The 13206-nt window shown below is 38.5% G+C and carries 18 protein-coding genes; 7 read left to right on the forward strand and 11 right to left on the reverse strand.

What is annotated here, in order from left to right:
• The first annotated feature begins 11 nt into the window (after positions 1–11).
• From DXB77_RS04440 to DXB77_RS04460, 5 genes are all read left to right on the forward strand, one after another.
• A complete protein-coding gene (locus tag DXB77_RS04440; RefSeq protein ID WP_021943871.1) occupies positions 12–605 on the forward strand; it encodes a cell division protein SepF in 594 nt (197 codons plus the stop codon).
• A 60-nt stretch (positions 606–665) separates the two neighbouring features.
• Positions 666–1412 carry a DivIVA domain-containing protein gene (locus DXB77_RS04445; RefSeq protein WP_117822630.1) on the forward strand — a complete coding sequence of 249 codons (747 nt, stop codon included), beginning with the start codon at positions 666–668 and terminating at the stop codon, positions 1410–1412.
• Between the two features lie 89 nt (positions 1413–1501).
• Complete coding sequence (gene lspA, locus DXB77_RS04450) at positions 1502–2017, forward strand: signal peptidase II (protein WP_118483992.1); 516 nt, start codon at positions 1502–1504, stop codon at positions 2015–2017.
• Positions 2018–2020: 3 nt separating this feature from the next.
• The gene (locus DXB77_RS04455; RefSeq protein ID WP_117822628.1) at positions 2021–2938 is read left to right on the forward strand and encodes an RluA family pseudouridine synthase; all 918 of its coding nucleotides are present in this window, start codon (positions 2021–2023) and stop codon (positions 2936–2938) included.
• 172 nt (positions 2939–3110) lie between these two features.
• Positions 3111–3725: a cytidylate kinase-like family protein gene (locus DXB77_RS04460; protein WP_021943875.1), complete on the forward strand. Its 615-nt coding sequence runs from the start codon at positions 3111–3113 to the stop codon at positions 3723–3725.
• A 127-nt stretch (positions 3726–3852) separates the two neighbouring features.
• On the opposite strand, the gene DXB77_RS04465 is transcribed toward DXB77_RS04460, so the two are convergent.
• Entirely contained in the window at positions 3853–4908 is a 1056-nt protein-coding gene (locus tag DXB77_RS04465; protein ID WP_021943876.1) for a tyrosine-type recombinase/integrase, read from the reverse strand.
• 278 nt (positions 4909–5186) lie between these two features.
• Between DXB77_RS04465 and DXB77_RS04470 the strand changes: the two genes are divergently transcribed.
• Positions 5187–5942, forward strand: a complete 756-nt coding sequence (locus tag DXB77_RS04470; RefSeq protein ID WP_118483994.1) for an ATP-binding protein — start codon at positions 5187–5189, stop codon at positions 5940–5942.
• 163 nt (positions 5943–6105) lie between these two features.
• Here the strand turns inward: DXB77_RS04470 and DXB77_RS04475 are convergent, their stop codons facing one another.
• The gene (locus tag DXB77_RS04475) at positions 6106–6432 is read right to left on the reverse strand and encodes a LysM peptidoglycan-binding domain-containing protein (RefSeq protein WP_117822627.1); all 327 of its coding nucleotides are present in this window, start codon (positions 6430–6432) and stop codon (positions 6106–6108) included.
• Between the two features lie 281 nt (positions 6433–6713).
• Between DXB77_RS04475 and lexA the strand changes: the two genes are divergently transcribed.
• Positions 6714–7337 carry a transcriptional repressor LexA gene (gene lexA, locus DXB77_RS04480; RefSeq protein WP_008400862.1) on the forward strand — a complete coding sequence of 208 codons (624 nt, stop codon included), beginning with the start codon at positions 6714–6716 and terminating at the stop codon, positions 7335–7337.
• A gap of 145 nt (positions 7338–7482) precedes the next feature.
• On the opposite strand, the gene DXB77_RS04485 is transcribed toward lexA, so the two are convergent.
• From DXB77_RS04485 to rplU, 9 genes are all read right to left on the reverse strand, one after another.
• Entirely contained in the window at positions 7483–8670 is a 1188-nt protein-coding gene (locus tag DXB77_RS04485; RefSeq protein ID WP_021943888.1) for an HD-GYP domain-containing protein, read from the reverse strand.
• A 19-nt stretch (positions 8671–8689) separates the two neighbouring features.
• Positions 8690–9043, reverse strand: coding sequence for a ribosome silencing factor (rsfS, locus tag DXB77_RS04490; RefSeq protein ID WP_021943889.1), 354 nt, complete (start codon positions 9041–9043; stop codon positions 8690–8692).
• 71 nt (positions 9044–9114) lie between these two features.
• Entirely contained in the window at positions 9115–9714 is a 600-nt protein-coding gene (gene yqeK / locus DXB77_RS04495) for a bis(5'-nucleosyl)-tetraphosphatase (symmetrical) YqeK (RefSeq protein ID WP_021943890.1), read from the reverse strand.
• 62 nt (positions 9715–9776) lie between these two features.
• The gene (gene nadD / locus DXB77_RS04500) at positions 9777–10424 is read right to left on the reverse strand and encodes a nicotinate-nucleotide adenylyltransferase (protein WP_182427477.1); all 648 of its coding nucleotides are present in this window, start codon (positions 10422–10424) and stop codon (positions 9777–9779) included.
• 16 nt (positions 10425–10440) lie between these two features.
• A complete protein-coding gene (gene yhbY, locus DXB77_RS04505; RefSeq protein ID WP_008400872.1) occupies positions 10441–10731 on the reverse strand; it encodes a ribosome assembly RNA-binding protein YhbY in 291 nt (96 codons plus the stop codon).
• Between the two features lie 66 nt (positions 10732–10797).
• Positions 10798–12087, reverse strand: a complete 1290-nt coding sequence (gene obgE, locus DXB77_RS04510) for a GTPase ObgE (protein WP_117784837.1) — start codon at positions 12085–12087, stop codon at positions 10798–10800.
• 94 nt (positions 12088–12181) lie between these two features.
• A complete protein-coding gene (gene rpmA / locus DXB77_RS04515; RefSeq protein ID WP_004850948.1) occupies positions 12182–12469 on the reverse strand; it encodes a 50S ribosomal protein L27 in 288 nt (95 codons plus the stop codon).
• A 5-nt stretch (positions 12470–12474) separates the two neighbouring features.
• Positions 12475–12801 (reverse strand): ribosomal-processing cysteine protease Prp, encoded by a 327-nt coding sequence (locus tag DXB77_RS04520; protein ID WP_117807548.1) that lies wholly within the window; start codon positions 12799–12801, stop codon positions 12475–12477.
• Positions 12802–12807: 6 nt separating this feature from the next.
• Entirely contained in the window at positions 12808–13116 is a 309-nt protein-coding gene (gene rplU, locus DXB77_RS04525; protein WP_008400876.1) for a 50S ribosomal protein L21, read from the reverse strand.
• Positions 13117–13206 lie beyond the last annotated feature (90 nt).

Raw genomic sequence — 13206 nt, forward strand, 5'->3', positions numbered from 1 at the left:
GGAGAACCATTATGGCAAAGAATGGAAAAAAAAGCTTTCTGGATTTTTTCAAAGTAGATGAGTCCAGTGATGAATATGAAGATGATTTATTTGAAGATGATGAATATGATGACGATGACGAAGAGGATTTCGAAGAGGATTATGTTCCAAAGACCAAAGCTGTAAACGGACGTGCATCTTCCTTTACCGCTGCATCACAGACAGCAGCCCAGCCTGCAAAAAAGCAGAAATTTACAAAAGCTGCCAGAACATCAGCTCCAGCATCATCAGGCAATTCAAAACTTGTATCTTTTAACAACAGAAGCCAGGGAGGTTCCCAGCAGGTATTTGTTATTAAACCAGATGAATTTGATGATGCCCAGATGATCATTGACCATTTAAAGGGTGGTCAGGCGATTGTGATCAATATGGAAGGTATGGAGTTATCAACAGCCCAGCGTATCATTGATTTCATTGCCGGCGCATGTTATTCCTTAGATGGTTCATTACAGGCGATATCCGGTAATATATTTATTGCAGCACCTGCTGACATCTATGTATCAGGCGATCTCAGAGAAGAGTTATTAAATGATGCTTTTCTTTCTCCTGAATTAGGAAAATATTAAGTCAATTTTGATATCAGTCTGTATCAACATATTCTGAAGGTATGATAGGGAGGATTACAAATGCTTACACCTGTTGATTTACAACAAAAGAAATTTCAGCATGGCATGGGGTATACAAAAAAAGATGTTGACTCATTTTTTGACATTGTTGTCATGAGTTATACGGAATTATATAAGTCTAATGCTGAATTAACAAATCAGGTAAAAACACTTACCGATAGTCTGGTTCATTACAGAACAACAGAATCGAAGCTTCAGAAATCACTTATGCTTGCAGAGAAGAATGCAGAAGAAGCTACGAAGAATGCAAATGACAAGGCTAAGATCATTGAAAATGATGCCAAAATCAAGGCAAATAACATAGTTCATCAGGCACGGGAAGAGCTGGATCGGATTGAAGACAGCATTGAAGGAATCAAACAGCAGTATCGTGATTATACAATGGCATTTAAAAATCTGATGGATTCTCATCTTCAGTTTCTTGCTACCAATCCAATTAATGAAGAATTGGGAGTAGACTTTGATGAGATCATGAAGGATGCCAAGTATTTCAACGGAAATGCTGCCGTCTATACACCAGGTTCATCTGGCAGTGAAAACGCCGGATCAGGTTCCTTTGCATCCTTTGGAGGAGATCCTCAGGGCAGAGAAGAATCTACACTCGGCGGTGGCGGAGGCTCAGGAATGGGCGATTCCACACTTGGTGGAAGTGCAGACAGCAGCAATGTTGCCAGTGATTCTTCTGTTTACACAAAAAATTTAGGTGGTGGATCATTTGTTGATCCATTCAAATTCAGAAACGAATAATATAATAGAATTTTTCTTTAATTCCCTGTCTGAATGAATGTCGGACAGGGAATTGCTAATAAAAGATATACTCCAGAAAGGTAACGATAATGAAAAAAAACAGTATTCTTGCATGTATAAGTATACTTCTTTTGATCGGACTGGATCAGATTGTGAAATTTCTGATCACAAGTCATATGGCTTTATATGACACAATACCTGTTATCAAACAGGTTTTTCATATTACATATATTCAAAATAAAGGAGCTGCATGGGGCAGCTTGCAGGGAAAGCGTTATTTTCTACTGGCAATAACCATTCTTGTTCTGGCATTTCTTGTATATTTTTATGTTCGGATGTTAAAGATGAATAGGTACAAAGATCTTCGGATTTTATTTATTTTTGTTTTTTCCGGAGCTGTCGGAAATATGATCGATCGTATCCGTCTTGGTTATGTAATAGATATGTTTGATTTCCGTCTGATCAATTTTCCGGTCTTTAATGTTGCAGATATCTATGTAACCTGTAGTATGATCATCCTGTTGGTTTTTATCCTGTTCAAATACAAGGATAATGAACTGGACGATCTATTTGGAAAGTCAAAGAAAGATTCAGAGCAGGAATAATATATGGAAACTTATAATATTGAAGCAGATGAAAACTGGAAAGGCAAACGGGTTGATAAAAGTTTAGCCGATTACTTTGACGATTATTCGCGCTCATTTCTGAAAAAACTGTTAGATGATGGAAATGTACTGGTAAATGATAAAAAGGCAAAACCAAGCTTGAAAATCGCGTCTGGTGACAAAATAGATATTACGATCCCGGATATTTTACCTGTAGAAATTGAACCGGAAGATATTCCGCTTGATATCGTATATGAAGATGATGATATCATCATTGTAAACAAACCAAAGGGCATGGTCGTTCACCCGGCTCCCGGACATTATTCCGGAACACTGGTAAATGGTCTGATGTATCATTTCAAGGATTCTTTATCTGGCATTAACGGAGAACTTCGTCCCGGTATCGTGCATCGGATTGATATGGACACAACCGGGCTTCTTGTTGTCTGCAAAAATGATGCTGCACATAATTTTCTGTCGGAGCAGCTTGCCGTTCATTCGATTACAAGAAAATACTATGCGATCTGCTATAATTATTTTACAGAAGATGAAGGTATGGTAGATCTTCCGATTGGAAGACATCCAACCGACCGTAAAAAAATGGCGGTTAATTATAAGAATGGCAGACATGCAGTCACCCATTATAAAGTTCTGAAAAAACTGAAAAACAATTTCTGTCTGATCGAATGTCAGTTGGAAACCGGACGGACACATCAGATCCGTGTCCATATGGCACATATCAAGCATCCGCTTTTAGGAGATGCCGTATATGGACCTAAAAATCAGCCATATCACCTGCAGGGGCAGACACTTCATGCCGGTGTACTTGGTTTTATTCATCCGTCTACAAAAGAATATGTGGAATTTTCAAGTGAACTCCCTGAGTATTTCCAGAAACTGTTAAAACAACTGGAGCTTTAAAATTCGTTTTATATTAAAATTAATATAAAACGAATTTTTTGATTTACATTTTTTTGTGGAAATGTTATAATTTTTACTATAAAAAGTAAACAAATTTATAGTTTTTATACAGAAAACAGTTGTTTATTCTTTATAGCAAATTAAAATCATACTTGCAAAGGGGGCTTTTATTATGGCTTGCAACAAAATCATTACAATAGGACGACAGTTCGGAAGTGGCGGAAGAGAAGTCGGACAGAAACTTGCTGAAAAGCTTGGTATTCCATTTTATGATAAGGAACTTTTAAAGATCGCGGCAAGAGATAGTGGCATCTGCGAAGAATTATTTGAGAATTTTGACGAGAAACCAACAAACAGTTTTCTCTATACATTGGTAATGGATCCGTATTCATTGGGATTCGGAACATCCGGCGAGCTACCACTGAATCATAAGGTATTCCTGGCTGCATTTGACACGATCAAATCTATTGCGGAAAAAGATGGTTCCTGCGTATTTGTAGGTCGTTGTGCCGATTATGCTTTAAGAGATTATTCCAATATTGTAAATGCATTTATATATGCAGATATCGATGATCGTATAAAACGTATTGCGCAGAAATATGAACTGACTGATGCGAAAGCTAAGGATCTGATCCGTAAAGAAGATAAGTCGCGTGCATCTTACTACAACTATTACACATCCAAGCGTTGGGGCGAGATGAAAGGCTACGATATCTGCCTGAATTCCAGCCAGTTTGGAATTGATAATTGTGTAGATATGTTATACGATGCCGTTACCAAATATTAATGCAATATATAATACATATAATTAATAACCATTCATACAGGTATTCTTGATAATACTTTATGACTCGGATAAATGACAAATGATTTTACATAATGAAAAATGTGCTGAGAAAAACTCAGCGCATTTTTTAATTGTCGCGTTTTTCCCGCAACTGAACACGATTTCTTGCACTTCGTCGTCTGTCCTCATCCATATCTGCATAATGTTTTCTTGTCGTATTTACATCACTGTGTCCAAGGACATCAGCAACCAGATAGATATCACCGGTTTCCCTGTATAATTCTGTACCATAGGTACTTCTTAATTTATGTGGAGTGATATGCTTCATAGGGATAACACCTTCAGAATATTTCTTCACCAACATTTCAACAGAACGAACAGACATTCGTTTTCTCTGACTGGATAAGAATAGAGCATTTTCATGTCCGGATACAGGCTCTATATGTTTGCGTTCCTCAAAATAATCCGTTAAAGCATCTGTAACTTCATCACCGAAATAGACATAAGATTCATAACCGCCTTTTCTGGTTACCTTCACTCGACCATTATTAAAATCCACATCATTCAGATCGATGCCGACGCATTCCGATACCCTTATGCCGGTTCCCAGCATAAGGGTTAGAATTGCAAGATCACGAACCTTTGTTTTTGCATGATATGCCTGTTGGTGCTCGGTTAAATGATCACCATATTCAACAGCATCTAAAAAATCCGCAATCTCATTTATGTCTAATCTGGTTATTGTTTTTCCATGAATCTTTGGCATATCTACTTTTTCAGCCGGATTTGAACTTATACGGTTATTTTTATAGAGATATGCATAGAATACACGTAAAGCCGATAATTTACGTTTAATTGCCTGTTCACCGTTCGTATAGATCTTTCCGTTTTTTTCATAATATTTCAAATATTCCAGATATTCCTCGATGTCTTCAGCCTCAAGCCTTGAAATATCATCCAAGGTGATATCGATCGGCTTACGTCCACGAAACTGTGGACATTCGCTGCATAAAAAGTTATAAAATGTCTTTATGTCGATGGCATAACCAAGTCGCGTTCTGGATGAAGCCTTATTTTCAATTCCTCGAAAGACAACCTTGACATATGAAGGAAGCTCTGCAAGAATATCTCTTAGTGAAATTGTATTTTTTATATTGATGTCATTTGTATATTCATTTGCCATAATAGATTTACCTTCCTATTATTCCGACACAACTTTTCGTAAAACCTGAGTTTAGCGAATAGTTATGCCTGTTAAATTAGTTATATCACACTCTGACTCCAAATGCAATTCTTTATTTCATGTCAAACAAAAATCCGTTTTATTCTTGTAGAATTTCCTTCATATGTTGTTAAGATTGTCTTTCGAAGAATTGTATAGATATCTCCTTGAAACAAATTTCATTTATAAGTATAATATACACGGTTATGAAACAAATCTTATCATTTTGAGGTAATTATATGAATTTACAAAAGTTATTAAGTTATACTAGACGTGCCATCGATTCATATGAAATGATCGATAATGGTGATAAAATTGCAGTTGGAATTTCTGGTGGTAAGGACAGCCTGACTTTACTCTATGCTCTGGCTGAATTACGACGATTCTATCCAAAAAAATTTGATCTGATCGCTATTACAGTTAATCTCGGTTTTGATAATTTTGATACTACAAAGATCGAACAATTATGCAAAGAACTTTATGTTCCTTATTATATTGTAGATACAGAAATATATGATATAGTATTTAATATCCGTAAAGAGAAAAATCCATGTTCTCTATGCGCGAAAATGCGAAAAGGTGCATTAAATCAGAAACTAAATGATCTCAGATGTAATAAGATCGCTTATGCGCATCATAAGGATGATTTTATTGAAACCTTTTTAATGTCCTTATTATTCGAAGGCAGAATCCATACTTTCTCACCAAAAACATATCTGGATAAAAGCAAATTGATGGTTATTCGCCCTCTTATGTATATAAACGAAGGTGAAATTATCTCTTTTAAAAATGATATGCAGCTTCCTGTGATTAAAAGTCCATGTCCTGCCGATGGATATACGAAACGTGAATATGCAAAACAGGCACTGGCGGAGCTGGAAAAGGAAACTCCCGGTTGCAAACAACGGATTTTTTCCGCTATTGAACGAGGAACTCTGGATGGCTGGCCTGTAAAGATTGACAATCCAAGACTTTACAATAAAGATGCCAGATAATCGGATTTAAGTATAGAATTTATTCTGTATTCTATACTTGTTTTATGATTATATATATACTCCTGTTTTTAAAAATAAAAAGTATCTGTTTTTATGTTATATGGTAAATCTTAATTCAAACAGACAGTCAATATAACATTGCATAACAGATACTTTTTATTATTTATTCGTAATCATTTACTTTATAATATGGAATCAGTAAATTAGTTCCATCTACGATGACATCTGTATTCAGATTATTCATCGCAAGCACTTCATCGATATAATCCTGTGTGGAAGCATACTCTTCCGTCTTGTATTCATTTGCGATGTCCCAAAGGGTATCTCCTTCTTCTATGGTGATACATTTATAATATTTCTTACTTGCGTTCGATGCGCTGGTTGCCGGTGAATCCTTATGTGATATAAGGATATACAATACTGTAACCAGAATAATACCTGCTATAATGAAAATCTTCTTTGTACTGATAAATCTTACTACGTTCTTCATGTTCTTTTCCTCCTTAAAACTCAATTCTATATATAATATAATCTTCTGAACAAATGTTTGAATAAATTATATCGAACAGTTGTTCATTTGTCAATATATTTTCGAACATTTGTATGGATTACTCGAAAATACATTCGTCATATCCCGATCACTCCTTTATAATACCAATATGGATGGGGAAAAAAACACACACAAGAAAAAGAACATTTGTTTGCAAAACAAACAATTGTGTGCTACTATTATTTATATAAGTTTTTAAATACATTTAGGAGGATTTACATATGGGTAAAGAAAAGCTCACGGATAAGCAAACGCAGATCCTTGAATATATACGTCATGAGATTCTTGCAAAGGGGTATCCGCCATCAATCAGAGAAATCTGTCAGGCTGTTGATCTGAAGTCTACTTCTTCTGTACATGCTCAGTTATCATCATTAGAGGCAAAGGGCTATATCAGAAGGGATCTGACAAAGTCCCGCTCAATTGAGATCATAGACGATGATTTTTCACTTACCAAACGGGAACTGGTAAACATCCCTATCGTTGGAACGGTTTCTTGTGGTCAGCCTATCCTTGCTGAACAGAACATCGAAGACTATTTCCCTGTTCCACCGGAATATATTCATAATACGAATAACCAGACCTTTATGCTTCGTGTAAAGGGTGACAGTATGATCAATGTAGGTATTTATGAAAAGGATCTTGTAATTGTTGAGCAGTGCTCTTCTGCCAGAAATGGCGAAATCGTCGTTGCATTGATCGAGGATTCTGCAACAGTTAAGACATTTTATAAAGAAAATGGTTATATCCGGTTACAGCCGGAAAATGATTATATGGATCCGATCCTTGTCGAACATTGCGAGATCCTAGGCCGTGTGATAGGTCTGTTCCGCAATTTTATCTAATCATACTTAATTTGTTCAAATTTTTTATAAAAATGCACCTCAAACGATATCAGGCATAACAAATACCTGACAAACTGATATTCCACCTGTCTACTCGACAAGAGGAATATCAATTAAGAGGTGCATTTTATTATATCATCTTTAATTAATATACCTGTTTATCCGGCTGTCTCTCTGCGATCTCCTTGAATGCGTCAAAGTTCTGCTTGAACAGCTCTACAACCTGTGGATCAAAATGCTTTCCGGACAGGCTTACGATCTCATTATACGTCTCTTCTACGGACCATCCGCGCTTGTAGTACCGTTCAGAGGTAAGTGCATCGAAAACGTCACATACCGCCATTAAACGGCTGATATAGGCAATCTCCTCACCCTTCATACCTAGATATCCTGTTCCGTCCCAGCGTTCATGATGCTCCTTTGCAATCGTTCTTGCAATCTGCATGATCTCACCCGGACAATGCTCCAGAAGTGCATCACCATAGAGAACATGACTTTTCATGATCGCAAATTCTTCATCTGTCAGTTTACCGGGCTTATCCAGGATCTCCTCACTGATCATAAGCTTTCCGATGTCATGCATCATGGCAGCCGTTGACAGCTTATCAACGTAATCATCATCAAAACCGGATGCCTTTCCGAGCACCCGCATGTAATCTGCTACACGTTTGATGTGTTCTCCTGTATATTTGGATTTACTCTCGGATAATTCAGCAAATGCAAATATCAGCTCTTTCTGATTGCTCTTTACTTCTTCTGCGTTATCAATTACGGAATTCAGCATCGTAGAGTTCCTGGATACAATGAAATATGCAACGAGTGACAGGATCAGAATCGTGATCACACATGGAAATACCGATAAGACCATGCTGTCTGTATAGTCCAGATAAATCGGCGCAACCATGAAATCACAGTATGTAAGATTGATAAAATCTGCAAGGATAACACCGACAGTAGACATCAGCGCAGTAAATACGACCAGCGTCTTATTATAATATAACGATGTCAGCAGGATCGGGAAGATCCAGACAACCAGTGCCATATGGGAAAATACAGAGCTCAATATCATACAGTTAAAAACTGCGATACATATGACTACATATTTGATTGCCTCATTCCTGTCATGCTTGAAAAAGTCAATAACAAGTGTTGGAATAAGCGAAAAAATACAGCAGAGAACCATACATATCGTAACCACTACAAGGTTACATTCTCTGCTGAAAAATGCAAATGCCCATAACGCAACTATCAGTGCAACAAAAAAACGCATACACTTCGCTGCTATATGATTGATCTTTATATAATTGTCTTTTAATAATCTGTTATCGTTCATACCTACCCCAAAAACATATCTATGAAAGTAAATCCTTTGTTACATCGGCTGCATCATTCCAGATGCGTTCGATATCATAGAATCTGCGTGCCTCATCCGAAAAGATATGAACAATTATATCATAATAATCTAACAAAATCCATCCTCCCTGTGAATATCCTTCCACACTTTTTAAAGAATATCCGGCTTTGTGCATTTCTTCTTCCACACTGTCGCACATCGCCTGTACCTGATTCTTGTTTGTTCCGTCTGCAATAACAAAATAATCAGCTACAGCAGAGATCTTTTTAATATCAAGTATCTTAATATCAAAGGCTTTTTTATCATCCAGGGCTTTATAAACAATTGCTGCCATTTCCTGTGCTGTATTCATATATGACGCTCCTCCTGCTCTGTATATTGATTTTAATATTGTACCCCATCCGTTTATTTATTGTTGCCTGTTTAAATATCGTCTTCTTTCAGCTTATCCGCTACCGATTGATGAGCAACATAATAATTATAAGTATCGATTGACATCGGATCAGTATCATCCGTTGTGGTCTCAAGATACGATAAAGTATTTTTCAGTATATGAACGATGCATTTGTCAATATCGGTAAATGCTTCCTTCCGGATCTCCTCGATCTCCTTTAATGGTTTCCGGTTCGGCTCGATATAGTCTGCAACAAACAGGATCTTCTCAAGCATATTCATTGCCGGTTTTCCGGTGGTATGACATGCGATTGCAGACAGGATATCCGGATCCTTTACATCGTACTTTTCTCTTGCGTAGAATGCCCCAAGCTTGGCATGTAAGAGTTCCGGATTATTATATTCACATTCGCTGATCGGAAGATTATTCTTCGTACAACGCTCGATCTTTTCTTCCGGTGAAAGGCACTTTGCACAATCATGTAATAGTCCTGCAGTCAGTGCTTTTTCTACATTTACACCATGTACCATAGCCAGACAGCCTGATACATATTCTACCCCTAACGAATGCTCAAATCTTCGATCTGTCAGTTTCTTCTGAAGTTTCTCTCTCATTTCCTGTCTGTTCATTGTTCTGCCCCTTCTCCTGTAAATTGTTTCTGAGCTATATTATACTGTTTTACCAATCTGCGTCAATTATTTGTCTGTTGATCAAGGTTTTGATCAAGGTTTTCATCCGTCTGATATAGCCCATATTCCTTAATATAGCGGTATACTGCCATTGGTACGGCTCCTGATATATCCTGTCCGTTTTTAATGGCTTCCCGGATGCCGGACGATGACACATCAACCGGATGGATCTGCATCTGTCTGATATCCGCATCTGCATATAGTTTCTTTAAATGCCGGATCTTAGCCTCGATATCTTCCGCCTGGATCTGATCTCTCGTTGTAACGATCAATTTAGAGAGAGAAAGAATCCTGTCCGGTTCTCTCCAGCTGTCAAATGCAAGGATCGAATCCCCACCCATGATGAAATACCATTCCGTATCCGGATACTGTTCATGTAGCTGTGCCAGTGTATCAACGGTATAGGTAACTCCGCCACGCTGTAATTCCAGATCCGAACAACGAAGTCTGTCATGATCCTTTACTGCAAGCTCTACCATATGGAGTCTGTCTTCATTTGTAACCGATCTGTCCCACTTCTTGTATGCCGGGATATGATTCGGCATCAGCCAGATCTGATCCAGTGCAAACTGCGCCAGAGCCTGTTTTGCAAGCTCCAGATGGCCGTTATGAACCGGATTAAAGCTGCCGCCTAAAATACCAATCTTCATGTTCTGATCTTTCATATTATTTTGGAAGCTCGATTTTCTTATGCTCTTTGGATGGACGATAGAATACGATCTTACGGCCGATGACCTGAACGACTTCTGATTTGGTACGTTCTGCGATCATGGCAGCCATTTCTCTCGGATCATCCAGACAATTCTTTAATACTGAGATCTTAACCAGCTCTCTGGCCTCTAACGCTTCATTTACAGACTGTGTAAATTCCGGTGTCAGGGAACTCTTGCCGATGTTTAAGATCGGATCGATATTCATTGCCAGTCCTTTTAAATATGCTCTCTGCTTACTTGTCATAGTATACTCCTAACTTATATCCTGTAACCGGCAGAATCACCTGCCGGTTTGTTATCACATTTATCTTTATTTATAATAATCAAATTCCAGTCCATACATACGAACGGTATCGCCTTCGCCGATTCCAAGCGCTTCCAGCTGGTCTAAGATACCGTTTGTCTTTAAGAATTTCTGGAAGAACTCAAATCCTTTTTCTGATTCCAGATTCGTATATCCAAGCATACGTTCAATACGAGGTCCCTCGATCACATATACGTCATCTTCTTCATTGTAGCTGACCTCAAAAGGAAGATCCGGATTATCATGGAAATCGAGATCAACCTCCGGTTCGAATTCGACTACATCATCCGGTGCATTCTTTACAAGGTCGTTGACATACCATAAAAGCTCGGAAATACCCTTACCGGATACTGCTGAGATTGGGAATATCTTCACACCGTCTTTTTCGAATTCTTCCTTTAACATCTCGATCACAGTCTCGTAACCGATCTCATCTAAGGCATCGATCTTATTTGCCGCTATAACCGTTGGACGGCTTTCGATATCCTTGTTGTATTTTTTCAATTCTTCATTAATGATCTTTACATCATTGACCGGATCTCTGCCATCGATCGAAGCTGCGTCAACAATGTGGATGATCACCTTTGTACGTTCGATATGACGCAGGAATTCCAGACCAAGTCCGACACCCTCTGCTGCGCCTTCGATGATTCCCGGAATATCCGCGATAACAAATCCATTATGCTCTCCGAGATCTACAACACCAAGATTTGGTGTCAGTGTCGTAAAATGATATTCTGCAATCTTTGGTCTTGCATTTGTAACTCTTGCAAGGAAGGTTGATTTACCTACGCTTGGGAAACCAACAAGACCGACATCTGCGATACACTTAAGTTCCAGATCGACGATCAATTCTTTTGCCGGCTGTCCCGGCTGTGCGTACTTTGGAGCCTGCATGGTTGACGTAACATAATTACGGTTACCTCGTCCACCTCGTCCACCCTTTAACAGTACGACCGGTTCTTTCTTATCTGCCATATCAAGGATCACTTTTCCTGTCTCAGAATCCTTAATGACAGTTCCTGGCGGAACTTTTAATACAACATCTGCACCATTTGCGCCATGACAGTTTCTCTTACCGCCCGGTTCGCCATCCTGTGCTCTGTACTTTGTTATATGTCTGAAATCAGTCAGGGTGTTCAAACCTTCATCTACTACAAAGATCACGTCTCCACCTTTGCCGCCATCTCCGCCATCCGGACCTCCGTCCGGCACGTATTTCTCACGACGGAAGGATACATGTCCGTCTCCGCCTTTTCCTGCTCTGATAAATATTCTGGCTCTGTCTGCAAACATTGCTTTCCTCCTTTATACATACATCCGTATGTAAAGAAAAAGCCGGAATAAACTATATTTACTCCGGCTAATAACATGCATAAACTAAGTAATATTACTCATTTACTACAGGGTAAATAGAAACCTGCTTCTTATCTCTACCCTTTCTCTCAAATCTAACGATACCATCAGCAGTAGCGAATAATGTATCATCTCCGCCGATACCAACGTTAAGACCTGGATGAATCTTTGTTCCACGCTGTCTGTAAAGGATGTTTCCAGCCTTAACGAACTGACCGTCAGCGCGCTTAGCTCCTAATCTCTTAGACTCGGAATCTCTGCCATTCTTAGTAGAACCCACACCTTTTTTATGAGCAAAAAACTGAAGTTCCATCTTCATCATTTCAATTACACCTCCTTAAAGGTTATACAAACAAAATCACTATAGGATTCACTGATATCCGTAATACCTGTCTCAAACACTCCCATGATCAGTAAGGCATCATGTCCCGGCTGTTCATCAAACAGAAACTTCATATCTCCGTTTTTCTGATCGCTGTCTACATGAAATGCTTCCTCACAAAAGCGTTCAACAGAATTCACAACCGTGATCGCAAGTGCCGATACAGCACTGCATACGATATCAGATCCTGAATCTGCATATCCTGCATGACCGGATACATAAAATCCCATTGTGTCTGAATTAGCGTTTTTATAAATGGTTACCTTTATCATAACAGATTATGCGTTGATTGACTTGATCTCAACCTGTGTATAAGCCTGTCTGTGACCATTCTTCTTATGATAGCCAGTCTTTCTCTTGTACTTGTAAACAACTACCTTCTTAGCCTTGCCATCACCAATTACAGATGCTGTAACGGTTGCGTTTGCAACTGCATCACCACATTTAACGTCTGAATCAGTACTTACTAAAATAACGTCGTCAAATGTTACTTCGCTGCCAGCTTCTGCTCCAAGCTTCTCAACTCTGATTACATCTCCTTCAGCTACCTTGTACTGCTTACCGCCTGTTGCTATAATTGCGTACATAGGGTTTACCTCCTTAATCAAACTCGCCAGTTGTGGTGTCGCATAAAAATATGCGAACTTATACCTCACTGTGCGGCACACTAGTACACT

Origin of the sequence: Clostridium sp. OM05-9, from assembly GCF_003481465.1 — a bacterium.
Lineage (GTDB): Bacteria > Bacillota > Clostridia > Lachnospirales > Lachnospiraceae > Coprococcus > Coprococcus ammoniilyticus.